21 protein-coding genes are annotated in these 22,066 nt (G+C 70.1%); 13 read left to right on the top strand and 8 right to left on the bottom strand.

Annotated elements, in window-relative coordinates:
- Positions 1–49: 49 nt before the first annotated feature.
- The 4 genes from LBW94_RS01195 to LBW94_RS01180 all read left to right on the top strand — a co-directional run bounded on the left by LBW94_RS01195 (position 50) and on the right by LBW94_RS01180 (position 4,597).
- Positions 50–1,183, top strand: a complete 1,134-nt coding sequence (locus LBW94_RS01195) for a sensor histidine kinase (RefSeq protein WP_225055801.1) — start codon at positions 50–52, stop codon at positions 1,181–1,183.
- The gene (locus tag LBW94_RS01190) at positions 1,180–1,842 is read left to right on the top strand and encodes a response regulator transcription factor (protein ID WP_225055803.1); all 663 of its coding nucleotides are present in this window, start codon (positions 1,180–1,182) and stop codon (positions 1,840–1,842) included. Before LBW94_RS01195 ends, LBW94_RS01190 begins: the two co-directional genes overlap by 4 nt.
- A 139-nt stretch (positions 1,843–1,981) precedes the next feature.
- Complete coding sequence (locus LBW94_RS01185) at positions 1,982–2,968, top strand: NAD(P)-dependent alcohol dehydrogenase (protein WP_225055804.1); 987 nt, start codon at positions 1,982–1,984, stop codon at positions 2,966–2,968.
- Between the two features lie 288 nt (positions 2,969–3,256).
- Positions 3,257–4,597 carry a lipase family protein gene (locus tag LBW94_RS01180; RefSeq protein WP_225055806.1) on the top strand — a complete coding sequence of 447 codons (1,341 nt, stop codon included), beginning with the start codon at positions 3,257–3,259 and terminating at the stop codon, positions 4,595–4,597.
- Here the strand turns inward: LBW94_RS01180 and LBW94_RS01175 are convergent.
- Together LBW94_RS01175 and LBW94_RS01170 are read right to left on the bottom strand one after the other, a co-directional pair.
- Positions 4,528–5,496, bottom strand: a complete 969-nt coding sequence (locus LBW94_RS01175) for a TIGR03620 family F420-dependent LLM class oxidoreductase (RefSeq protein WP_225055808.1) — start codon at positions 5,494–5,496, stop codon at positions 4,528–4,530. The two genes, LBW94_RS01180 and LBW94_RS01175, sit on opposite strands and share 70 nt — an antisense overlap.
- A gap of 99 nt (positions 5,497–5,595) precedes the next feature.
- Positions 5,596–5,940, bottom strand: coding sequence for an ArsR/SmtB family transcription factor (locus tag LBW94_RS01170; RefSeq protein ID WP_225055810.1), 345 nt, complete (start codon positions 5,938–5,940; stop codon positions 5,596–5,598).
- A gap of 179 nt (positions 5,941–6,119) precedes the next feature.
- Between LBW94_RS01170 and LBW94_RS01165 the strand changes: the two genes are divergently transcribed.
- Positions 6,120–6,614, top strand: a complete 495-nt coding sequence (locus LBW94_RS01165; protein WP_225055812.1) for a beta-class carbonic anhydrase — start codon at positions 6,120–6,122, stop codon at positions 6,612–6,614.
- Positions 6,615–6,699: 85 nt separating this feature from the next.
- The gene (locus LBW94_RS01160) at positions 6,700–7,404 is read left to right on the top strand and encodes a class I SAM-dependent methyltransferase (protein ID WP_225055814.1); all 705 of its coding nucleotides are present in this window, start codon (positions 6,700–6,702) and stop codon (positions 7,402–7,404) included.
- A 3-nt stretch (positions 7,405–7,407) separates the two neighbouring features.
- Here the strand turns inward: LBW94_RS01160 and LBW94_RS01155 are convergent, their stop codons facing one another.
- Positions 7,408–8,598 carry a homogentisate 1,2-dioxygenase gene (locus tag LBW94_RS01155; RefSeq protein ID WP_225055816.1) on the bottom strand — a complete coding sequence of 397 codons (1,191 nt, stop codon included), beginning with the start codon at positions 8,596–8,598 and terminating at the stop codon, positions 7,408–7,410.
- A gap of 220 nt (positions 8,599–8,818) precedes the next feature.
- On the opposite strand from LBW94_RS01155, the gene LBW94_RS01150 reads away from it, so the two are divergent.
- The 4 genes from LBW94_RS01150 to LBW94_RS01135 all read left to right on the top strand — a co-directional run bounded on the left by LBW94_RS01150 (position 8,819) and on the right by LBW94_RS01135 (position 12,536).
- Positions 8,819–10,618 carry a thiamine pyrophosphate-requiring protein gene (locus LBW94_RS01150; RefSeq protein ID WP_225055817.1) on the top strand — a complete coding sequence of 600 codons (1,800 nt, stop codon included), beginning with the start codon at positions 8,819–8,821 and terminating at the stop codon, positions 10,616–10,618.
- 258 nt (positions 10,619–10,876) lie between these two features.
- Positions 10,877–11,269, top strand: coding sequence for an STAS domain-containing protein (locus LBW94_RS01145; RefSeq protein ID WP_225055819.1), 393 nt, complete (start codon positions 10,877–10,879; stop codon positions 11,267–11,269).
- A 51-nt stretch (positions 11,270–11,320) separates the two neighbouring features.
- Positions 11,321–11,758, top strand: a complete 438-nt coding sequence (locus tag LBW94_RS01140; RefSeq protein ID WP_225055820.1) for an ATP-binding protein — start codon at positions 11,321–11,323, stop codon at positions 11,756–11,758.
- Positions 11,748–12,536, top strand: a complete 789-nt coding sequence (locus LBW94_RS01135) for an RNA polymerase sigma factor SigF (RefSeq protein ID WP_225055822.1) — start codon at positions 11,748–11,750, stop codon at positions 12,534–12,536. Before LBW94_RS01140 ends, LBW94_RS01135 begins: the two co-directional genes overlap by 11 nt.
- A gap of 33 nt (positions 12,537–12,569) precedes the next feature.
- On the opposite strand, the gene LBW94_RS01130 is transcribed toward LBW94_RS01135, so the two are convergent.
- The 3 genes from LBW94_RS01130 to LBW94_RS01120 all read right to left on the bottom strand — a co-directional run bounded on the left by LBW94_RS01130 (position 12,570) and on the right by LBW94_RS01120 (position 16,155).
- The gene (locus LBW94_RS01130; RefSeq protein ID WP_225055823.1) at positions 12,570–13,736 is read right to left on the bottom strand and encodes an acyl-CoA dehydrogenase family protein; all 1,167 of its coding nucleotides are present in this window, start codon (positions 13,734–13,736) and stop codon (positions 12,570–12,572) included.
- 75 nt (positions 13,737–13,811) lie between these two features.
- Positions 13,812–14,924 (bottom strand): acyl-CoA dehydrogenase family protein, encoded by a 1,113-nt coding sequence (locus LBW94_RS01125; RefSeq protein WP_225055825.1) that lies wholly within the window; start codon positions 14,922–14,924, stop codon positions 13,812–13,814.
- A 34-nt stretch (positions 14,925–14,958) separates the two neighbouring features.
- Positions 14,959–16,155, bottom strand: a complete 1,197-nt coding sequence (locus LBW94_RS01120; RefSeq protein WP_225055827.1) for an acyl-CoA dehydrogenase family protein — start codon at positions 16,153–16,155, stop codon at positions 14,959–14,961.
- Between the two features lie 348 nt (positions 16,156–16,503).
- On the opposite strand from LBW94_RS01120, the gene LBW94_RS01115 reads away from it, so the two are divergent.
- Complete coding sequence (locus LBW94_RS01115; RefSeq protein WP_225055829.1) at positions 16,504–17,850, top strand: glycosyltransferase 87 family protein; 1,347 nt, start codon at positions 16,504–16,506, stop codon at positions 17,848–17,850.
- 46 nt (positions 17,851–17,896) lie between these two features.
- Complete coding sequence (locus tag LBW94_RS01110) at positions 17,897–18,910, top strand: Gfo/Idh/MocA family protein (RefSeq protein ID WP_225055831.1); 1,014 nt, start codon at positions 17,897–17,899, stop codon at positions 18,908–18,910.
- A gap of 266 nt (positions 18,911–19,176) precedes the next feature.
- On the opposite strand, the gene LBW94_RS01105 is transcribed toward LBW94_RS01110, so the two are convergent.
- The gene (locus tag LBW94_RS01105) at positions 19,177–20,223 is read right to left on the bottom strand and encodes an alpha/beta fold hydrolase (RefSeq protein WP_225055833.1); all 1,047 of its coding nucleotides are present in this window, start codon (positions 20,221–20,223) and stop codon (positions 19,177–19,179) included.
- Positions 20,224–20,371: 148 nt separating this feature from the next.
- Between LBW94_RS01105 and LBW94_RS01100 the strand changes: the two genes are divergently transcribed.
- Positions 20,372–20,998, top strand: a complete 627-nt coding sequence (locus LBW94_RS01100) for a class I SAM-dependent methyltransferase (RefSeq protein WP_225055834.1) — start codon at positions 20,372–20,374, stop codon at positions 20,996–20,998.
- A 269-nt stretch (positions 20,999–21,267) separates the two neighbouring features.
- Here the strand turns inward: LBW94_RS01100 and LBW94_RS01095 are convergent, their stop codons facing one another.
- On the bottom strand, positions 21,268–21,879 hold the full coding sequence (locus LBW94_RS01095; protein WP_225055836.1) for a hypothetical protein: 612 nt from the start codon (positions 21,877–21,879) through the stop codon (positions 21,268–21,270).
- Between the last annotated feature and the right edge of the window lie 187 nt (positions 21,880–22,066).

The raw sequence follows: 22,066 nt of genomic DNA, 5'->3' as shown, positions 1-22,066 counted from the left end.
TCGTACTTTCGGCCGATCCCGGGCGGCCGTGGGTTCGTACGATAGATGGGTGCACGGTGTTCTCCGTTCGGTGTGGGATGAGCCGCGGCCGCCCGATCCGCCGCCCCTCGGGTGGCGGGACTGGGCGCTGCTGGTGGTGCTCGCGCCGGTCGCGGTGCTCGAAGGTGCACTGCGGCACGATCTTCCGTGGCCCGCGCTGTCGATCGCGATCGCCGTCGGACTGCTGCCGACCCTGTTGTGGCGGCGCAGCCGGCCGTTGCCGACGGTGGCGATCGCCTTCACCGTCTGCGGGACGGCTCCGCTGCTGACGCACGGGCACTCGCCGGACCTGAACGTGATGGTGTACCTCGTGCTGGTGGTGTACGCGCTGGCCCGCTGGGGATCCGGGCGCGAGATCATCATCGGGTGGCTGATCATGATCGGAAAGCTCGGGCTGTCCTGGGTTTTCGGCGTGGCCGGCTTCACCGGACTGGTCGCCGGCTGCATCATCATCTCCGCCACGGTGGCCGCGGGCGCGGCGGTGCGGTACCGGACCGGGGCCCGGATGCGGGAGATCGACCAGATCAAACTGCTCGAACGCGAACGGCTGGCCCGCGATCTGCACGACACTGTGGCCCATCATGTCTCGGCGATGGTGATCCGCGCACAGGCGGGCCTGGCGACCTCGGCGGCACGGCCGGACGCGGCGACCGACGCGTTGCGGGTGATCGAGGCCGAGGCGTCCCGGGCGCTGGCCGAGATGCGGTCCATGGTGCGGGTATTGCGCCGCAACGAGGCCGCGGAGCTGGCGCCGAGCCCGCGCATCGCCGACCTGCGCCGGCTCGGCGACACCCGCACCGGCCCGGTCGTGGAGGTGCGGTTCGACGGGGATATCGCGGAGGTGCCGCCCGCGGTGGCGACGGCGATCTACCGGCTGGCCCAGGAATCGGTGACCAATGCCCGCCGCCACGCCCGGCGGGCGACCCGGATCCTGGTGCACGTCACCGCCGACGCCGCAGCGGTGCGCCTGCGGGTCAGCGACGACGGCGAGAGCGCAGGTCTGCGGCCGGTGGCTCCGGGCTTCGGGCTGCTCGGCATGATCGAGCGCGCCGAACTGCTCGGCGGGCGCTGCGAGGCCGGACCGGACCCCGGGCGCGGCTGGACCGTGACCGCCGTCCTCCCCCGAACGGGTTCGGCGACATGACGATTCGGGTGCTCGTGGCCGACGATCAGGAGATCGTCCGGATCGGGCTGCGGATGATCCTCGATGCCCGGCCGGGTATCGAGGTGGTCGGTGAGGCCGGGGACGGACACCGGGCGGTGGACCTCGCGCGGCGGATGCGTCCGGACGTGTGCCTGTTCGACATTCGCATGCCCGGCATCGACGGCATCGAGGCGACCCGGCGGCTGGCCGGTCCGGCCGTGCCGAATCCCCTTGCGGTCGTGGTGATCACCACCTTCGACCTGGACGAGTACGTCTATGCGGCGCTGCGGGCGGGCGCGCGGGGCTTCCTGCTCAAGGGGGACAGCCCGGATCTGCTCGCCCAGGCCGTGCACGCCGCGGCCGCCGGTGACGCGCTGATCGCCCCAGGGGTGACGGCCCGGCTGCTCGAAACCTTCGCTGGTGCCACCCGATTCGCCGATCCTCCCGTGCAGCCGATCGAGGCGCTCACCGCCCGGGAGGAGCAGGTGCTCGCCGCGGTCGCGAGCGGGCGCACCAACGGTGAGATCGGCGACGAGCTGCACATCACGCTGAGCACCGTGAAGACCCACGTCGCGAGCCTGATGACCAAACTCGGCGCCCGCAATCGGGTGGAGATCGCCATGTGGGCCTACGAGACCCGACGCGTCGGACCGCGCTGACGCCCGGAAACCACAGGTACCGGCCGAGACTCGCACTTTCGGCCGAGTGCGCGCCCGGTCCGCGGGCCGATGACCGCACCGCCTCGGCACGTCACGATCGTGGCATCAGTTTCCGGCACCACGATTTCGAGGAGATCCGATGAAGGCCATCGTCCAGGACCGGTACGGCGCACCGGAGGTACTGCGGCTGGCGGAGGTCGACGAGCCGGTCACCGGCGACGACGACCTGCTGGTACGCGTGCACGCGGCGTCGCTCAATGCCCGCGACTGGCATGTGATGCGGGGGGACCCGTACCTCGCGCGGGCCATGCCCTCGGCCGACGGCGGGCTGCGCGCACCCAAGAGCGCGATCCGCGGCACGGATTTCGCGGGCCGGGTGGTGTCGGTCGGCCCGAACGTCACCCGCTTCCGGCCCGGCGACGAGGTGTTCGGCGAGGTCCGCTCGGCTTTCGCCGAATATGTCCGCGTCCCTGAGCATCTCGCCGAGCCGGTACCGGCCGGCCTGACCCTCGAGCAGGCGGCCGCGATCCCCCTGGCCGCCAACACCGCCCTGCTGGGCCTGCGTGACGCGGCGCAGGTCCGGCCCGGCCGGCGCGTGCTGATCAACGGCGCCTCCGGGGGCGTCGGCACCTTCGCGGTGCAGATCGCGAAGTCGCTGGGCGCGGAGGTGACCGCGGTGTGCAGCACCCGGAACGTGGACCTGGTCGGCACCCTCGGCGCGGACACCGTCATCGATTACACCCGAACCGATTTCACCCGCGGCGGCGGTCGCTACGACGTCCTGTTCGACCTGGTCGGCAACCGCTCACTGGCCGACTGCCTGCGCGCGGTGACCCCCACCGGCACACTCGTCCTCTCCGGCGGCGGTGTCTCCGAGGGTGGCAGCCTGTTCGGCCCGATCGGCCTGATCATCAAGGCGCAGCTGGCATCCCGATTCGTCCGCCCGCGCGTGGTGGTGCTCGCGGCCACCCCCAGCCGGGAGAATCTGGCGGCGCTGCGCGAACTCGCCGAGGCCGGCGCGATGACCCCCGTCATCGACCGGACCTACCCGTTCGAGCGGACCGCCGAGGCCATCGAATATCTGGAGGGCGAGCACGCCCGCGCGAAAGTCGTCGTCACGCTGTGAACTGCGCGCGCCGCTCCGGCAGGGCAGATATCCCCTGCGGGGCGGGGCGAGTTCGCCGCCGACCGGCAGGGCGGGGTGGTCGGCGCGGCTGCCGTTCTCGCCGTCGGCTCGACCGCCTGATGCGGGCCGCCGCAACCTTCGGGCGATCCGTCGCGGCGCGATGGGCGAACGAAGTTGTTCTTGACGCGGCCGGGGTGCGTGGAGGAAGCTGCTGGAGCCGGAAATTACCGGCAGGTAACAAAGCCGGCGGGCGCGCTGCGGCCCCGGCGGCACGGGGAGGACACGATCATGTGGGACGGCGGGCGAGTGGACGGGGCCGGGCGCTCGGAGAGCTCCCGCGCGCGGCGGGGGGCGACGCGACTGCTCGCGGCGGTCGTCGCGACCGCGGCGGTGCAGTGCGGGTACACCGCGGTGGCGAGCGCGGCGCCGGACGACTTCTTCACCTACGACGACAGCGCGCTCGCCGGGTATGCGCCCGGCACTGTGCCGGAGACCCGGACACTGCCCTATCACCTTGCGGGACTGCCGATTCCGGTGACCGCGATCCAGATCCGGTACCGGTCCACCGATGCGCAGGGGCGGCCCGCGTCGAACATCACCACCGTGCTGGAGCCGCCGGGACCGCGCCGGGCCGGGGAGGCGGTGTCGTACCAGTCGTTCTACGATTCGCTGAACCCCGAGGACAGCCCGTCACGGGCGGTCGCGGGCGGAGTGAGCCTGGGGCAGTTGGTGAATACCGCCGAGGGCTTCTACGTCGCGCAGTTGCTCGCGCGCGGGCTGCCGGTGCTGATCCCCGATACCGAAGGGCAGCAGGCGGATTTCGCCGCCGGACCGGAGTACGGCTACAACACGCTGGACTCGATCCGGGCCGCCGCGCAGGTCGACGGCACCGGCATCGACGACGGCACCCGGATCGGCTTGCTGGGCTACTCCGGCGGCGCGATCGCGACGAATTGGGCTGCGGCGCTGGCGCCTTCGTACGCTCCGGAGGTGAACGACCGGCTCGTCGGCGCCTCCGAGGGCGGGGTGCTGGTCGATCCGGCGCGGAATCTGCTGTACGTGGACGGCAGCATCGGCTGGGCCGGGGTCGCCGGGATGGCGATCCTCGGCGTGGGCCGCGCCTACGACATCGACTTCTCGCCCTATCTCAGCGAGTACGCGACACATCTGCTGCCGCGGATGCGGTCGGCCTCGATCGCCGATGTGCTGTTCCAGTATCCGGGCCTGACCTGGGCCCAGTTGGTGAAACCCGAATACGCCGATCCCGATTCGGTGCCGCCGTACACGGCGGTGACCGCGAAGATCGACCTCGGGAACGCGCCGACGCCGACGGTGCCGATGTTCATCGGGCAGGCCGCCAACGGCGTCCTGGAGGGCACCGACGGCAGCCGGGCCGGGATCGGCCCCGGCGATGCCGTCATGGTGGCCGGTGATGTCCGCGCCCTGGCCCGGCAGTACTGCGAGACCGGCAACACCGCCGTCGATTACGTCGAATACGGCCCGCTGAGCCATATCACGGCCGCGCCGCTGGCGATGCAGGCCGAGATCGACTGGCTCGATCACCGGCTCGCCGGTGAGCCCGCGCCCTCCACCTGCGCCTCGATCGCCCCGGGCAACACCATCCGCTGAGCAGCGGCGGCCGGCACCAGCGCCTCGGCGAGCCGGCGCCACTGCGGCAGCGCCGAGCCGCCGCGTTCCACCCCGATCACCTGCACGCCGACGTGGTCGGCACCGGCCGCCAGCTGCGTGTGCAATTTCTCGACGACGGTGTCCGGGTCGCCCCAGAAGACGAGGTCGTCGACGAGCCGGTCGCTGCCGCCACCGCTGATCTCGTCCTCGGTGTAGCCGAGCCGGCGGAACTTCGCGACGTTGTAGACACCGTTGAGGTACACGGCCAGGTGATCGCGGGCGATCGCGCGGGCCCGGTCCGGATCGGTCTCGAACAGCACCGCCTGCTCGACGCCGAGAAAGGCGTCCGGGCCGAGGATGTCGCGCGCCCGCGCGGTGTGCGCCACGGTGACCTTGTAGGTGTGCGCTCCGGCGGCGCGATCGCGGGCCAGCTCCAGCATCTTGGGCCCGTAGGCGGCCAGGATGCGGCGAATCGGCAACTGCGGCTTCGGGTTCGGCGTATCGAGGGCATCCAGCTCGTCCAGGTACGCGGTCACGGCGGCCAGCGGCGTGACGCCCGGCCGCGGCTTGCCGCCGTACCCCAGCCCGAGCACGTGCCGGCCCGGATAGGCGTCGGCCAGCAGCAGCGCGGCGCCGTGGGTCCACTCGGCCCCGCGCGACCAGATCCCGGCGATACCGTTCACGATCTGGATCCGCTCGGTGCACGACAGCAGGAATCCGGCGTGGGTGAACGCGTCGCGGCCGTACAGTTCCGGAATCCAGAACGCGGGCCACCCCAGTCCCTCCAGTTCCTGGATGGCGTCGCGCATCCGCGCGGCGGGCAGATGTTCGAAGTCGAAGGTCCAGACCCCGAACTTCCCCGTGCGCGCCCTCAGGTCCGGGCCGTCGGTACTTCCCATCGGATGATCTCCTCGCAGCAGTCGCATCCTATGGATCGAAGTATCGCAAATCTTCGATTTGATGCGCAACCGGGGTGCCCGCACACACCGCGGGCGGGCTCAGTCCTCGGGCGTCAGCTCCCGGCCGAGCAGGCCGACGAACCGGGCGATGCGCTGCTCGTCGCGTTTGTAGTGGGTCCATTTGCCGACCCGGGTGGCCCGCACCAGCCCGGCACGTTCCAGTTCGGCCATGAACGCCGACACCGTCGACTGGGCCAGCCCCACCTTGGCCTGGATGTGGCTGACACACACCCCGACCTCGGCCGGATCGGCGATGGCGCCGTCGAGAACGAAGTGCCGCTCCGGATCGCGCAGCCACGACAGCAGTTGCAGGCGCACCGGATTCGACAGTGCGCGCAGCACCCGGACCACCTCGGGGTCCGGTGGGGAATCCACGTCCGCCATAACTCCAGTCCTGGTCCGATCGACGTTTCGCGGGGCTTCGATATGACCGAGTATTCCATGCCCCGCCGACCACCGGATAAACCATTGGCCTCAGCCTGCGTCAATACCTCGCGCCCAGTGGTCCCGGCCGCCACTGTTCATGCAGACGTACGCACATCCGACTTCGACGGAGAGAGATCATGACGGCAACCGACGAGTATCTGGCCAACAACGCGCAGTACGCCGCCGGATTCGAGGGGCCGCTGCCACTGCCCCCGAGCAAGCACGTCGCCATCGTGGCGTGCATGGACGCCCGGCTCGACGTCTATCGGATCCTCGGGCTCGGCGACGGCGAGGCGCATGTCATCCGCAACGCCGGCGGTGTGGTGACCGACGACGAGATCCGCTCGCTGGCCATCAGCCAGCGACTGCTGGGCACGACCGAGATCATCCTCATCCACCACACCGATTGCGGCATGCTGACTTTCACCGACGACGAGTTCAAACGCGCCATCCAGGACGAGACCGGGATCAAGCCGGCCTGGTCCGCGGAGGCGTTCGGCGACCTGGACGAGGATGTGCGGCAATCCATCCGGCGCATCGAGGCCAGCCCGTTCATCGCCGCGACGACCTCACTGCGCGGCTTCGTCTTCGACGTGGCCACCGGCAAGCTCGCCGAGGTCGTACCCGCGTAGACCCGGCGGCACGCCGGCTCGGCGGCCGGTGACGAAACAGCGGCCATCCTTGACACCCGCCTCCCGAAATTGATAGTCGTTTGCTATGACTACGCCCGGGGAATTCGAGTTCGAGGCCGTCTATCAAGCCACCGGAGGTCGGCAGGGCGACGGATTCAAGCCGCCGTGGAGCATCGGCGCGCCGCAGCCGGAACTGGCCGCGCTCATCGACCGGGGCGCCTTCCACGGCGACGTCCTCGATGTCGGCTGCGGTGAGGCGGCCATCTCGATGTATCTCGCCGAGCGGGGCTTCACCACCGTCGGCCTGGATCTGTCGCCGACGGCCATCGAGCTGGCCCGTGCCGAGGCCTCCGAGCGCGGGCTGGCCAACGCCTCGTTCGAGGTCGCCGACATCACCGTGTTCACCGGCTACGACGGACGGTTCGGCACCATCGTCGACAGCACGCTGTTCCACTCGATCCCGGTCGAGGGCCGCACCGGCTACCAGCGGTCGATCGTGCGGGCCGCGGCCCCGGGCGCCACCTATTTCGCGCTGGTCTTCGACCGAGCCGCATTCCCCGAACTGCCCCCGAACGGCCCGGCGCCGTTCACCGCGGACGAACTGCGCGACGCGGTCGCCGACTACTGGGAGATCGACGAGATCCGGCCGGCCCGCATCCATGCCGACATCCCGGCGGAGGTGCTGGAGATGTTCACCAACGATCTGCACATGCGATATCAGGGGCTGCACGACGAGCCGGAGGGCCGCAAGTCCATCCCCGCCTGGTTGCTGTCCGCACATCGGGGGTGACGCTCACGAGCCCGGCCGGGACCAGCTCCCGGCGTAGACACCGTCGTCGGCGGCCACGCCGCCCTCGCCGAGTTGCAGCGGCCGGAAGGTGTCGATCATGACGGCCAGTTCGTCGAAGAATTCGGCGCCCAGCGACCGCTCGACCGCACCGGGTTGCGGTCCGTGGCTGTGCCCGCCCGGATGCAGACTCACCGAGCCCTGCCCGATGCCGGAGCCGCGCCGCGCGGCGTAGTCGCCGCCGCAGTAGAACAGCACCTCGTCGGAGTCGACGTTCGAGTGGTAGTACGGCACCGGGATCGACAGCGGGTGGTAGTCCACCTTGCGCGGCACGAAGTTGCAGATCACGAAGTTGGCGCCCTGGAACAGCTGATGCGCCGGCGGCGGCTGATGGATGCGGCCGGTGATCGGCTCGAAATCGGCGATGTTGAACGTGTACGGGTACAGGCAGCCGTCCCAGCCGACCACGTCGAACGGGTGGTGCGGCACCACATAGCGGGTGCCGGTGATCCCTTGTGGGCCACGATGTTTCACCAGGATCTCGACCTCGGTCCCGTCCGACAGCAGCGGCTCGGCCGGGCCGTGCAGATCGCGCTCACAGTACGGCGCCTGTTCCAGCAGCTGCCCGAACCGGGACAGGTAACGCGGCGGCGGCGTGATATGACTGTTGGCCTCGATCACATACGCCCGCAACACTTCTCCCGGTCCCGGCAGCCAGCGGTGGGTGGTCGCGCGGGGCAGGATCACATGGTCGCCCGGCCGTACCGGCAGCACGCCGAAGACGGTTTCCACTGTGCCGGAACCGGATTCGAGGTACACGCATTCGTCGCCGATGGCGTTGCGGTACAACGGCGACGGCGCACCGGCGACCACGTAGGAGATCCGGACGTCGTCGTTGCCGAGCACCAGGCGGCGGCCGGTGACCGGGTCGGCCGTGCCGCCGGTGGCCGGGAACAGCTCGGGCAGCCGCAGGTGTCGAGGCAGCAGTGGATGATTCGGCGTGAGCGACAGATCGCCGGGCGTCCAGGGCGTCGCGGCCAGCACCGCCGAGGGGATGTGCCGGTGGTAGAGCAGCGCCGAATCACCGACGAAACCCTCCTCCCCCATCAACTCCTCGCGGTAGAGCGCACCGCTGTCGCTCCGGAACTGCGTGTGCCGCTTCGGTGGGATCCGGCCCACCTGCCGGTAGTACGCCATCCGCTCACCTCCTGACGTCGTCGGACATCTGGTCGTCGCGCCGGCCGCTGCTCCTTGCGCCGGGTGGCTCGGTCCGAGGCCGACAGTACCGCTGCGCGGCGCCGATCCGGGCCAACCGGCGAACTCGGCGGTGTGCCCGCGGGACCGGTGCACCCGCGTGATTCGGGCACGCCGGTCCGGGTATCCGGGCGCCGAGTCATCGCAGGAGACAGGAGAGACCATGGTGCGGCAGGTGGGCGACTACGTCCTGGAACGATTACGGGACTGGGGAGTACGGCAGGTGTTCGGCTGTCCCGGCGACGGGATCGACGGACTGGTCGCGGCGTTCGGGCGGGCCGGCGACCGACCAGCGCTGGTCCAGGCCCGGCACGAGGAGATGGCGGCGTTCGAGGCCACCGGATACGCGAAGTTCAGCGGGCAGGTCGGCGTCTGCCTGGCCGCCTCCGGGCCGGGTGCGATCCATCTGCTCAACGGGCTCTACGACGCCGCACTCGATCATGTGCCGGTGGTGGCGATCGTGGGCCGGACCGCGCGCGGCGCGATGGGCGCCGGATATCAGCAGGAGGCCGACCTGCAGAGCCTGTTCAAGGATGTGGCCGGGGCGTACCTGACCGAGGTGAACGTGCCCAGCCAACTGCCCGACGCCATCGACCGGGCCTTCCGCGTCGCCGCGGCGCGGCGGGCGCCGACGGCGGTGATCATCTCGTCCGATGCGCAGGAGCAGCCCTACGAATCGCCCGGATGCGAACGCGCGCGGGTGCCGTCGAGTGCGCCGGGCCCGCTGCGGTCCACCGTGGTGCCCGCGCGGCTGGACATCGAACGGGCCGCGGACCTGCTCGACGCGGGCAACCGGATCGCGATCCTGGCCGGGCAGGGCGCGCGCACCGCCGCCGACGAGATCGCCGAGATCGCCGAACTGACCGGCGCCGGCGTCGCGAAGGCGTTGCTGGGCAAGGACGTACTGTCCGACGAGCGGCCGTACGTGACGGGGACGATCGGGCTGCTCGGCACCCGGCCCAGCTACGAATTGATGCGCGACTGCGACACTCTGCTGATCGTGGGGTCCAATTTTCCCTACAGCCACTACCTTCCGCGCCTCGGCCAGGCCCGCGCGGTGCAGATCGACGTGGACGGGGCCATGATCGGCATGCGGTACCCGACCGAGGTGAACCTGGTCGGGGACGCGAAAACCACGCTGAACGAACTGATTCCGCTGCTGCGGCCCAAGCGCGAGCGCAGCTGGCAGCGGAAGATCGAGGCCGGGGTGGAGCGCTGGTGGGCGGTGGTCGAGCAGCAGGCGATGCTGCCGGCCCGGCCGATCAACCCGATGCGGGTGGTACACGAGCTGTCGCGGCGGATACCCGACGCGGCCATCGTGACCGCGGATTCCGGATCCTCCACCCACTGGTATGCCCGGTGCCTGCGGATGCGCACCGGTATGCGCGGTTCGCTGTCCGGCACCCTGGCCGGTATGGGCGCCGGTATCCCCTACGCCGTCGGCGCGAAGTTCGCCCATCCGGACCGGCCGGTGATCGCCCTGGTCGGCGACGGCGCCATGCAGATGAACGGGCTCACCGAACTGCTGACCGCGATGCGGTACCACCGGCGCTGGCCGGATCCGCGACTGGTGGTCTGCGTCTTCCACAACAACGATCCGAACCGGGTCACCCGGGAGTTGCGGGCCATGGGCGGTGCCCCGGAATTCGAACCGTCGCAGCAACTTCCGGACGTCTCCTACGCCGAGGTGGCCCGCGCGTTCGGATTGCCCGCGCTGGCGGTCGACCATCCGGACCGGATCGGCGACGCCTGGGACCGGGCGCTGGACACCGATCGGCCGATGCTGCTGGACTTCCGCTGCGATCCGGAGGTGCGCCCGATGCCGCCGGACGCCACCTGGGATCAGCTGCGCTCCACCGCGGAAGCGGCGCTGCACGGTGACCCGGCGGCCTGGCACCCGGCGATGCGGGGCGTGACGACCGAGGCCCGGCAATTCGTCCCCGCACCCGACGATCGACGGTGATCGGGGCCCTCGGCGTGTTTCCCGCCGGGCACCGAGGGTAGGCGGACAGTGACAGTACTCGGGCCCGGCGGCTACCACCGCCGGCATAATGGTGGGAGGTTGAGTCCACAGCCGATCGTGGTTGCGCGTGTCGCCGCAGGCGGATGCACCGCGGCATCTCGGATCCCGGTTCCCCGGAGTTCACTCGGAGAGCTCCGGTTCTCGTGTCGGGATCCCTTTCGCGCGTACTACCGAACATCTCGTGCGGAGGTATTCACCATGTCTGCTGTCGCCCTGCTGGACCACGCGATCGACGCCGCGCCGAGCGGTACCGTCCGGCCCGGATCCGGGCCCGGTCACCTCCCCGTCGTGCGTGTCGACGGCGAGTTCGATGCCGCGATCACCGGGCAGTTCCGCGATGCGATCGCGAAAGCGATTGCCGCGGCCGCTGTTTCGGAACGCTCGATCGTCGTGGTGGACCTCACCGGCACCCGGTTCCTCGGCATCGGGGCCGCCGTGGCGCTGATCGCGGCGCGGGAGCCGGCGGCGGCCGCCGCGGTCGAGTTGCGGCTCACCGCCGGCCGGTACGAGGTGGAGCACGTCCTGCGGATAACCGGAGCGCGAGCGCTGTTCCGGCCCTATTCCACCGTGTACGAGGCGGTGCGGAGCTAGATGTCAGGAGCCCGGAGCGAAACGGCCCGGCTCACGCGAAGGGAGATTCACGTGCCGGACCAGGATTGGCTGTCGGAACCGCGGACGCGGATGTCGCCGGTCGGCGTCCGCGTCGACGCCGTCCCCGAACAACTCACCATGCTGCGGGCACTGGCCGAAACCGTCACGCTCATGGCCGATTTCGCACTCGACGAGGTGACCGACATCCGGGTCGCGCTCGACGAGATCGCCACCTGTCTGCTGTCGGCCGCGGTGCCCGGATCCTCGATCGAATGCGAATTCGGCTGCGACGGTGACCGGATGACCGTGCGCGTCGTCGGTTTCAGCACCGTGCCGAAGGTGATCGACCAGACCGGCTTCGGCTGGCATGTGCTGCTCACCATCACCGATACCCTGACCGTCATCGAAACCGACACCGACGGAAACGGTCTCGGCCATCCGGTGATGGTCGAGTTCAGCCGCCGGCGAGGTGCCGCCGATGCCGGCTGAGCGCGGCCGGTCCCGCCGCGACAGTTACGACGACATCGAGCCGGCATTCGCCGCGCTCGCCGCGCTCGCTCCCGGCGATCCGCGGTGCGACACACTACGCACCGAGATCATCGACCGCTGCCTGCCACTGGCCGAGCACATCGCGCGGCGATTCGCCGGGCGCGGTGAGACTTTCGACGACCTGCTCCAGGTGGCCAGTCTGGGTCTGGTGCAGGCGGTGGACCGCTTCGACCAGTCGCGTGGCTCGCCGTTCCTCGCCTTCGCCGTCCCGACCATCATGGGCGAGGTGCGCCGGCACTTCCGCGACAACACCTGGGCGGTGCGGGTCCCCCGGCGTACCAAGGAAATTCAGGGCTCGCTGAGCGGCGTGATCGAGCGGCTGTCGCAGCGGCTGGGCCGGATGCCGCGGGCCCGGGAGATCGCCGCCGAACTGGACGTCGATCTCGCCGAGGTCACCCAGGCGCTGATCGCGAGCAATGCGTATCAGACCTCCTCGCTCGAGGCGGTGTCGGGCAGCAACGACGGTGAGAACTCGCTGTCGCTGCTGGAGGTACTCGGCGACGAGGACGGGCAATACGAGCACGTGGAGCGGTTCCTGGCGGTGCGGCCGCTACTGGCCGCACTGCCCGCCCGCGAACGCCGGGTGCTGATGATGCGTTTCTTCGAACACCGGACCCAGAGCGAGATCGCCGCGGCCCTGGGCGTCTCGCAGATGCAGGTCTCGCGCATCCTGTCCAAGACCCTGGCGAGCCTGCGCGAACAGGTGATGCGCGACTGAGCCCGCCCGGCCGGGTGATGCGCGAACGGCAGCTCAGCGGAAGGCGTCCTCGCCGGTCAGCGCCTTGCCGATGGTGAGCTGGTGCACCTCGGAGGTGCCCTCGTAGGTCAGCACCGACTCCAGGTTGTTCGCGTGCCGCAGCACCGGATATTCCAGGGTGATCCCGTTGGCGCCCAGGATGGTCCGGCATTCCCGCGCGATGTCCAGCGCCTCGCGGACATTGTTGAGTTTGCCGGTGCTGACCTGGTCCGGGGTCAGCTCGCCGCGATCCTTGAGCCGGCCCAGATGATAGGCCAGCAGATGTCCCTTGCCGACCTCCAGCGCCATGTCGGCGATCTTGGCCTGGGTCAGCTGATAGGCCGCCAGCGGTTTGTCGAACACCTGCCGGGACCGCGTGTAGTCGATCGCGGCCTCCAGGCAGTCACGGGCGGCGCCCAGCGCGCCGAACACGATGCCGAAGCGCGCCTCGCCCAGGCTGGTCAGCGGTCCGCGCAGGCCCCGGGCCAGCGGCAGCATCGCGTCGCCGGGCAGGCGGACGCCGTCGAGCACCAGTTCCGAGGTGATCGACGCGCGTAGCGACAGTTTGGCACGGATTTCCGGGGCTGAGAATCCGGGCGTGTCGGTGGGCACCACGAAGCCGCGGATACCGTCGTCGGTCCGGGCCCACACCACCGCGACATCGGCGACCGAGCCGTTGGTGATCCACATCTTGGTGCCGTCGAGCACCCAGTCGCCGCCGTCGCGCTTCGCGTGCGTGCGCATTCCGGCCGGGTTGGAGCCGAAATCCGGTTCGGTGAGGCCGAAACAGCCGATCGCCGTGCCCGCCGCCATCGGCGGCAGCCAGCGCTGTTTCTGCTCCTCGCTGCCCCAGTGGTGCAGGGAGAACATCGCCAGCGAGCCCTGTACCGACACCAGGCTGCGGATGCCCGAGTCGACCGCCTCCAGTTCCAGGCAGGCCAGCCCGTAGGCGGTCGCGCTCATCCCCGCGCAGCCGTAGCCGTCCAGATGCATGCCCAGCACCCCGAGCGACCCGAGTTCCGCGGCCAGATCCCGGACCGGGAGGGCGGCCTGTTCGAACCATTGCGCGATGTGCGGCCGGATCCGCTGCTCACCGAATTTCCGCACGGTGGAACGGATCTCGATCTCCTCCGGCGTCAGCAGCGAATCGAGCGCGAACAACTGGGTCAGGGACTGCGACATGGCACCTCCGGCGTGGGACGACGACGTGCCGACAATTGTCACCCACGGCCCGCCGTCACCCTGATCGCGCCACCGTCAGATCGCGAGCTTGTCCGCCAGGCGGTCCTTCTGGTAGTCGGGACCGCCGAACAGCACATTGCTCACGATGGCGTGCCGGTAGTAGAGGTGGGCGTCGTGTTCCCAGGTGAAACCGATGCCGCCGTGCAGCAGCATGGTGTGTTTGGCGGCGTTCACATAGGCCGGCGAGGTGACCACGCGGGCGGTGGCGGCCGCCGCCGGGAATGCGGCGGGGTCGGTGGCCGCCGCCTCGGCGGCCCGGCGCACGGCCGCGTCGGCCAGCGCCCAGTCGGTGTAGATATCGGCCAGCCGGTGCTTGACACCCTGGTACGCGCCGATGGGGTGGCCGAAACTGAATCGGATCCTGGCATATTCGGTGGTCAGGTCCAGGCAGGCGCGCAACGCACCCACCTGCTCGGCGGCGACGGCCAGATTCGCCAGATCGGCCACCTGCTCCAGGGCGGCCGCGGTGTCGCCGGTCAGCGGCGTCACGGGTGTGCCGTCGAAGGAGACGGTGGCCAGGCTCTTGGTGGCGTCGAGGCAGTTCTCGGGATGCACGAGCAGACCGGCGGCGCCCCGCTCGACCAGATAAATCCCGGCACCGTCGGGGCCGGTCGCGGTGACCAGCAGCAGATCCGCGTCGGCGGCGTGCAGCACCGCGGACTTGATCCCGGACAGCGTGACCGCGCCGGCCGACACCATCGCCGTGGTTGCGGGCCGGTCCGAAATCCATTCGCGCCCATCGGGTTCGGAGACCGCGAGGGTGGCCACCACCGCACCCGAGGACAATTGCGGCAGCCAGGTCTTCTGCGCCGCGACGTCGTCGAGCGCCAGCAGCGTGCCCGCCGCGAGCACACCCGAGGCCAGCAGCGGCGCGGGTACCAGGCCGGCGCCCAATTCCCGCAGTGCCACAGCCAGATCCGCGGCCGTGCCGCCCTGCCCGCCGAACTCGTCGGGCACGAGCAGGCCCGCGAGGCCGAGATCGGCGGCCAGCCCGCGCCAGACGGCGGGATCGAAAGATGTCGGACCGAAGGCTGTTTCACGCACCGCGGCGCGCGGGGTGCGCTCGGTCACGAAGCGCCGCACGGCGTCGGCGAGCGCCTGCTGTTCGGGGGTGTCGATGAGGGTCAAGGCCGGTCCTTCCGGTCGACGGGGCCGCGGGCGCTCAACGGGAGAAACGCAGCTGGTTGAAGGGCAGGTCGCGATCCACGCCCGGATCCTTGGCCAGGCCGAGGACGCGCTCGCCGATGATGTTGCGCTGGATCTCGTTGGTGCCACCGGCGGTTGCCATGCCGGGACCGGTGATGATCGCCATCGCCACCGGATTCATCCGGTCGGATCCGAGCGCCAACTCCTCGCCGAGGATCTCCTGAGCCAGGTCGGCGGCCCACAGTTGCTGTGCGGCGCCGGCCAGTTTGGCCGCGGACCCGCGAGCGCCGATATTGCGGCCCGCGGTGGTCTCCTCGTGCAGCACCCGGCCGTAGGCGCCGAGCGCCGCCTCGCGGGCGTGGATCTCGGCCAGGCGGCGGCGCACCGCCGGATCCCGGTCCAGGCCACGCTCGCGGGCCAATTCCAGCAGCGAGTCGAACCCGAGCGGATTCGACCGCGACCGGGGGCCGGTGCCCAGCGACACCCGCTCGTTGCGCAGCATCACCACCGCCGACTGCCAGCCGCGGTCGACCGCGCCGATCACCGCGTCCGCGGGCACGTCGACATCCTGGAAATGCACCTCGTTGAACGGCGCCGAGCCGGTGGCCACCCGCAGCGGCCGGACGGTCACGCCCGGATGATGCATGTCCACGATGAACATCGTGATGCCCTGGTGTTTGGGTACGGTCGGATCGGTGCGGGCCAGCAGCGCACCGAAATCGCTGACCTGGGCGCCGGAGGTCCAGACCTTGCTGCCGTTGATCCGCCAGCCGGTCTCGGTGCGGACGGCGGCGGTGCGCAGGCTCGCCACATCCGAACCGCCGTCGGGCTCGGAGAACAGCTGGCACCAGATCTCCTCACCACGCAGCATCGGCGGCAGGTGACGCCGCTTCTGCTCCTCGGTCCCGAGTTCCAGCAGCGTCGGGCCGGGCATGCCGAGACCCACCACGAACGGCCACACCGGCAGCACGAAATCGGCGGCCACCTCGTTGAAGGCGAGCAGTTCGGCCACACCGAGCCCCTGGCCACCGTATTCGACGGGCCACATGATGCCCGCGTAACCGGCCTCCCACAGCTTCTTCTGGAACGCCTTCGACACCGCCAGCGGGACCGCGCCGCCCTCGGGATCGGATTCCGTGTCCTGGTCGAAGGCTTTCGCGTTGGCGCGCAGCCAGTCCCGGGCTCCGGCGCGGAACTCATCGATAGTGGTCACCCGGTCACTCCGTTGGACGACGGTACAGTTCCATTTACTGTCGCCGTGCCAGGCTGCTGAGTCAAGGGCGCGTGACACCGTGGCGTCCGTGGTCGGGACTGCGCCGCAACTGCTTTCGCATACACTGGCCGGGGCCGCGCCGCCGGGCCGAATCGCGGTTGCGCCGCCGCCGGGACCCGGGACCGCCGATCTCTCCGACCGGCGCGATCACCGCCCCGCCCGTGCCTTCCGGCGGCCGCCTGGTAAGTTGCGGCGAGTGCCCGCAGCGTAGGTTCGACCCGATGGCGGCCGAGAGTCATCGTCATCGCCGTGGGCTGAAATCGGAGGCCTCGAGATACGGGGGTGAGAATGTCGTTGTCGACGTCCGAACCGGTGGCGGGCACAGGCCCGATCGCGCCACAGCGGCGCACGATCCCCATGCCGGTGGTCTGGGCACTGGTCGCGCTGGGGCTGCCCGCGGGCTTCTACTATCTGGACCAGGTGCTGACCGCGCCCCAGACGATGATGCATCTGGTCGACCTGGGCACCTACCAGATCGCCGGACAGCGCGTCGTGGACGGTGTCTCGGTGTACGACAGTCCACTGCGCGGGCACACCCGCGGGGTGTTCGAATTCGTCTACTCACCGTTCGCGGCGCTGATGTTCGTGCCGCTGGTGGCGATGCACGGGCTGGTGTTCACCTGGATCGGCGGCCTGGTCGACTTCGCGATGCTGATCGGCTCGGTGTGGGCGGCGCTGTCGCTGCTCGGTTACCGGCGTGATCTGCGGATGCTGGCGCTCGGCCCGCTCGTCGCCTGCCTGCTGCTGTGGTGTGAGCCGATCCGGTCGACCATGGCGTTCGGACAGGTCAACATCCTGTTGCTGCTGCTGGTACTGGTCGACATGGCCCTGCCGGACTCGTTCCGCTGGAAGGGCGTGCTGACCGGTATCGCGGCCGGCATCAAACTGACACCGGTCTTCTTCGTGCTGTACCTGCTGGCCACGCGCCGATACCGGGCCGCCGTCAACGCGATCGGCGCGATCGTGGCGACCATGGCGGTCGGGGCGATCTGGATGTGGCGGGATTCGCTGACCTTCTGGGGTGGCGCGTTCGCCGATCCGGCGCGGGTCGGGGTGCCACAGAACTCGCAGAACGAATCGCTGCGCGGCATGATCGCCCGCGCGGTGGGCACCGGTGGCGCCCTCCAGGCCACCTGGCTGCTGGGCGCGATCGTGGTCACGATCGTCTGCCTGATGCTGGCCCACCGGTTGTCGGCGACCGGACGCGAACTGCCGGCGGTGGTGCTGTGCGGGCTGACCACCACGGTGGTCTCCCCGTTCAGCTGGACCCACCACTGGGTCTGGCTGGCGCCGTTGCTGATCTGCCTGGTCGACCTGGCCGTGCGCCGGCCCACGGTGGCGACCGTGGTGAGCCCGGTGGTGGTGGCCGTGATCGTGTCCGACGGCGTGATGAAACTGTTCGGGTTGCACGTCGACAATGTCTTCGGCCTGCCCAATCGGCCGCCGTTCGGCGTGCTCGACCACAACGCGTATCTCTGGCTGACCCTGGTGATCTTCGCGGGGGTGGCGGTGGCGCTGCGGCGCGAGAAACAGGCAGGTGCGGAGGCCGAGGCCGAACCGGCCGAGGTCGCGGCGACGGGGCCGGCGGCGGGCACTGAATGCCGCGGTGGTGTTCGGATCGCACGCGGACGGTGACGCTCGGCCGGGGTGACGAATCCCGTTACGGCGGTACGGTGTCGGCATGACCGAAGCAGGCCGGGTCCGGATCGGAATCCTCGGTGCGGCGCGTATCGCGCCGAACGCCCTCATCTCCCCCGCCCGGGATCACCCGCGGGCCACGGTGGTCGCCGTCGCGGCGCGTGATGCCGGGCGGGCCCGGCAGTTCGCGGACAAGCATCGGATCCCGGTGGTCCACGAGGGCTACGCGGCGCTGCTCGCCGATCCCGAGGTCGACGCGGTGTACAACCCGCTGCCCAACGGCCTGCACGGGCGGTGGACCCGGGCGGCGCTCGCGGCGGGCAAACATGTGCTGTGCGAGAAGCCGTTCACCGCCGATGCGGCCGAGGCGCAGGAGATCGCCGCGCTGGCAGCGGATTCCGACCGGGTGGTGATGGAGGCGTTCCACTATCGCTACCACCCGCTGACCCGGCGTGTCGAAGAGATCCTCGCGGCAGGCGAACTCGGGAACCTGAAGCATGTGGAGGCCGCGATGTGCTTCCCGCTGCCGAAGTTCGGCGACATCCGCTACAACTACGATCTCGCCGGCGGCGCGACCATGGACGCCGGATGCTATGCCGTGCACATGGCCCGGGTCTACGGCGGTGAGGAGCCCGGGGTCGTCTCCGCGCGGGCGAAACTGCGCGGGCCGCAGATAGATCGGGCGATGACCGCCGACCTGCGCTACCCGAGCGGGCACACCGGCCGCATCCGCTGCTCGATGTGGTCCCGGGACCTGCTGAGCGTGAACGCGCGGGTCGTCGGCGAACACGGTGAGCTGCGCATTCTCAATCCCGTTGCGCCACAGGTGTTCCACCGGCTGTCGGTACGCACCGGCGGCGCGCGGCGGGTGGAACGGTTCCCGCGCCGGGCCAGCTACGCCTATCAGCTCGACACCTTCGCAGCGGCCGTCCTGGACGGGGCGCCGGTCGCGACCGCCCCGGCGGATTCGGTCGCGACCATGACCGTGATCGACGCCATCTACCGCGCGGCCGGGCTGCCGCTGCGCAAGCCGACCGAGTCCGGGGAACAGTCATAGGTTTTCGCCCGGGCGACTCTCGTCCGGTCCGGCACCCTGTCATCGGTAGTCGTGGACGCCGCGACCGTACGCATTCCGGCCGGCGCGGCCCGCATGGACAACGGGCACACGGCTTCCGGTCGGGGGCGGGCCGGACCGACGGAGGCACACGGCTTCCGGTCGGGGGCGGGCCGGACCGACGGAGGCACACGGCTTCCGGTCGGGGGCGGGCCGGACCGACGGAGGCACACGGGCATCCGGTCGGGGCCGGCCGCACGGGTGTGGGCTCAGGGCATCCGGTCGGGGCGATCCGCTCGGATGGCGGCAGCGGCAGCGGCCCGGGAGCGAACACCGAGTTTGATCCGGGCGTTGGCGATGTGCCGGTGGACCGTGTGCGGGCTCAGGGTCAGCCGTTCGCCGATCTGGGTGTCGGTGAGTCCTTCCGAGACCAGGCGCAGGATCTCCCGCTCCCGGCCGGTCACCGCCTCGGGGCCCGGCGGGACGGGCCGCAGCGGTACCGGATGACCGAGCCCGCGCAGGGTCGCGCCGGTGACCGCGGCCGCGTCCCCGCGCCACGGGAAGTGATCCTCACCGTGCAGTTCGACGAAGGTCGCCCGGCGCACGCGACGCGCCACATCGGCGCCGAGGGCGAACGGCACCGCGCGATCCTGCCGGCGATGCAGCACCGTCGTCGGCACGGTGACGGCCGCCAGGTACTCGGTCGCGTCGATGTCATAGGTGGCGGCCAGGGACCCGGCGGCCTGTTCGGCCGTCGCGGACAGCCGCTGGAACTGGGCGAACCGCTCACGCTCGGCACTGTCGGCGCCGGGCACGAAAACATCGGCCAGTAACCGGGATCCGAGCCCCCAATGCGCGGAAATGGTGTGCACCATGGCCTGTCGCGCACTGTCCGGCGCGATATCCGCGCCGCGGGCGAACGCACCGTAGAGCACCAGCCGATGCACCCGGCCGGGCAGCCGGGCCGCGAGCCCGGCGGCGACCGCCGCACCCGAGGACGCCCCGAGCACAGCCACCCGCTCCAGCCCCAGCGCATCGATCAAAGCGGTGACCACGGCGATCTCACCGTCCAGATCGAGCGGAGCCCCGCCGCCACCGGACATGCCACGACCGGGCTGGTCGTAGCGAATCACACCGAACCGGCTCGCCAGGCCGGACAGATAGGCCCGGAACAGCGGATCCTCCCAGTTGAGCGCCAGGTGACTGCACCACCACCCGCCGATCAGCAAGGCGGGCCCATTGCCGACCACCGAGTAGGCGACATCCCCGCCACCGGTCTTCACATGCCGGACCACCTGATCCTCGACCCGCAACATGACCCACCTCCCACCGGCCGCTCGCGAAGTCTCCCACGACATCAGAACATCGTGCCGAACACCGTCGGCGCATCACCGGTTCCGGCCACCCAGGATGGCCGGAACCGGCCATGACACCGGCACACCCGGGCCACCAGACTCGTCGGTCATGACCACCGCAACCTTCGGACAACGCTTCTTCGCCGGCTGGTACCCCGGTTTCATGGCCCGCGTCGAACGGGCCGGCCAAGCCGAGGTCCGCCGCACCCAACTCGCGCGAGCCCACGGCCGCACCCTCGAAATCGGTGCCGGCAACGGCGTTTCCGTCCCCCATTACCCCCGCGATCTCGACGCACTCGTCCTGCTGGAACCGAATCCGGCGCTGCGCGCCCGGCTCGCGGCCCGCACCGACCCACCCGCCACGACCTCCATCGTCGACGGCGACGCGCACAACCTGGACTTCCCGGCAGCCAGCTTCGACACCGTCACCGCATCCCTGGTGTTCTGCTCGGTCCGCGACCCGGCCCGCGCCCTGCGCGAAGTACACCGCGTCCTGCGCCCCGGCGGGCAGTTCCTGTTCCACGAACACGTCCGCGGCACCGGCGTCCGCGCCACCTTCCAGGACCTGATCACCCCCCTGCAACGCCGCCTCGCCGACGGCTGCCACGCCAACCGAGATTTCGAATCACTGCTCACCGCAACCGATTTCCACATCGAGGAGATCGAACACACCAGGATGCCGACCCGAGTGGCCAGCATCGTACCCATGGTCGTGGGCAGCGCACGCAAACAATGATCCGCGTATCACCTTGCGGCAGAGCCCATCCCGGCCAGACGCACCACGCCCGGCACCGATCCAACACCGAACGTGGTGCGCCCTCGCGAATCACCCACCGCCACTGCCGGATTCGGATTCGCTGCTCTCGGGAACGAAACTCGGGGTCACGAGGATCACGTTCCGATCGGAATCCCCCGACTTTCAGCTCCCCGCGAATCCCAGGGTAACATCCGGGCCACCCGCACCGAGCCGGTTTCACTGCGAGAATCATTGCCGCCGTGCGTATTTCATCTCCAGTTCGACCGGACCGGTCGGTCGCCCGATGTTCGATCGGCGACTTCCGGGATTCCTGCCCGCAAGCTCATCTCCGGGCTGAAGACAACCATGACATCGTCGGTGCCCAGCCGGAAAGTCGCTGCCGGGCCGCTGCCGGCCGAGCGGCCCGCGGCGATCCAGACCGTAGCTTCCCGAAAGCCGAGCCGGATGGCCGACGGCACTCGGACCGCGGTGCCAGGATCGTGGTTCCAGGAGATATCGGCGGCGATGACCTTCTTGCCGATCAATCCGGCCCAGTCCGGATGGTCCGATACCGGCACCGCCACACTGCCTCCGGGGGCGATGAGCAGGAAGCCGGACATCGGCTTCGGGAAGATCTCGAGTCCGTACTCACCGAAGGTGTTGTTCCAGATCGCCGAGTAGCGGTGGCCACTGCGGAAGATCAGCTCGATACCCATCGTCGGTTCGTGCCAGTCCCCGAAATCCCACTCCCCCGCCAGCTCGCCGTCATCGCCGATGGTCAACGGGTAGTAGGTGACATCGGCGAGACGCCGACCACGCAGCTCGGCCACGATGGCTTCGAGGGACTCCGCGGAGCCGGACATGAACGGCGGTGGCACCACAGCACCAGCATGCGCCGAATCGCCGGATCATGCGGCCCGCCTTCCGGTGCCATGGTCGGCGGCTGTCCACAGCTGACCTGGGTCGAAGATTGATCCGGATCGGCTATCGGCTTCCGCCCGAGGAAAAATGAGGTGTGGCGGAGTGGTCGGGGACGTAGCCTGTACTGGCGTTGGAGGGGAGGTGGGC

Origin of the sequence: Nocardia sp. alder85J (assembly GCF_020176955.2) — a bacterium.
In the GTDB taxonomy this organism is placed as follows: Bacteria; Actinomycetota; Actinomycetes; order Mycobacteriales; family Mycobacteriaceae; genus Nocardia.
Note: the sequence above shows the minus strand (reverse complement) of the source record. Positions and strands in the feature narration are given on the sequence as shown.

Coding starts and splice junctions, on each gene's coding strand:
- LBW94_RS01115 (WP_225055829.1), top strand. CDS start 16,504: ATGTCGTTGTCGACGTCCGAACCGGTGGCGGGCACAGGCCCGATCGCG.
- LBW94_RS01155 (WP_225055816.1), bottom strand. CDS start 8,598: ATGGCGTACTACCGGCAGGTGGGCCGGATCCCACCGAAGCGGCACACG.
- LBW94_RS01135 (WP_225055822.1), top strand. CDS start 11,748: ATGCCGGCTGAGCGCGGCCGGTCCCGCCGCGACAGTTACGACGACATC.
- LBW94_RS01185 (WP_225055804.1), top strand. CDS start 1,982: ATGAAGGCCATCGTCCAGGACCGGTACGGCGCACCGGAGGTACTGCGG.
- LBW94_RS01145 (WP_225055819.1), top strand. CDS start 10,877: ATGTCTGCTGTCGCCCTGCTGGACCACGCGATCGACGCCGCGCCGAGC.
- LBW94_RS01165 (WP_225055812.1), top strand. CDS start 6,120: ATGACGGCAACCGACGAGTATCTGGCCAACAACGCGCAGTACGCCGCC.
- LBW94_RS01105 (WP_225055833.1), bottom strand. CDS start 20,223: ATGTTGCGGGTCGAGGATCAGGTGGTCCGGCATGTGAAGACCGGTGGC.
- LBW94_RS01110 (WP_225055831.1), top strand. CDS start 17,897: ATGACCGAAGCAGGCCGGGTCCGGATCGGAATCCTCGGTGCGGCGCGT.
- LBW94_RS01180 (WP_225055806.1), top strand. CDS start 3,257: ATGTGGGACGGCGGGCGAGTGGACGGGGCCGGGCGCTCGGAGAGCTCC.
- LBW94_RS01170 (WP_225055810.1), bottom strand. CDS start 5,940: ATGGCGGACGTGGATTCCCCACCGGACCCCGAGGTGGTCCGGGTGCTG.
- LBW94_RS01160 (WP_225055814.1), top strand. CDS start 6,700: ATGACTACGCCCGGGGAATTCGAGTTCGAGGCCGTCTATCAAGCCACC.
- LBW94_RS01130 (WP_225055823.1), bottom strand. CDS start 13,736: ATGTCGCAGTCCCTGACCCAGTTGTTCGCGCTCGATTCGCTGCTGACG.
- LBW94_RS01100 (WP_225055834.1), top strand. CDS start 20,372: ATGACCACCGCAACCTTCGGACAACGCTTCTTCGCCGGCTGGTACCCC.
- LBW94_RS01190 (WP_225055803.1), top strand. CDS start 1,180: ATGACGATTCGGGTGCTCGTGGCCGACGATCAGGAGATCGTCCGGATC.
- LBW94_RS01175 (WP_225055808.1), bottom strand. CDS start 5,496: ATGGGAAGTACCGACGGCCCGGACCTGAGGGCGCGCACGGGGAAGTTC.
- LBW94_RS01150 (WP_225055817.1), top strand. CDS start 8,819: ATGGTGCGGCAGGTGGGCGACTACGTCCTGGAACGATTACGGGACTGG.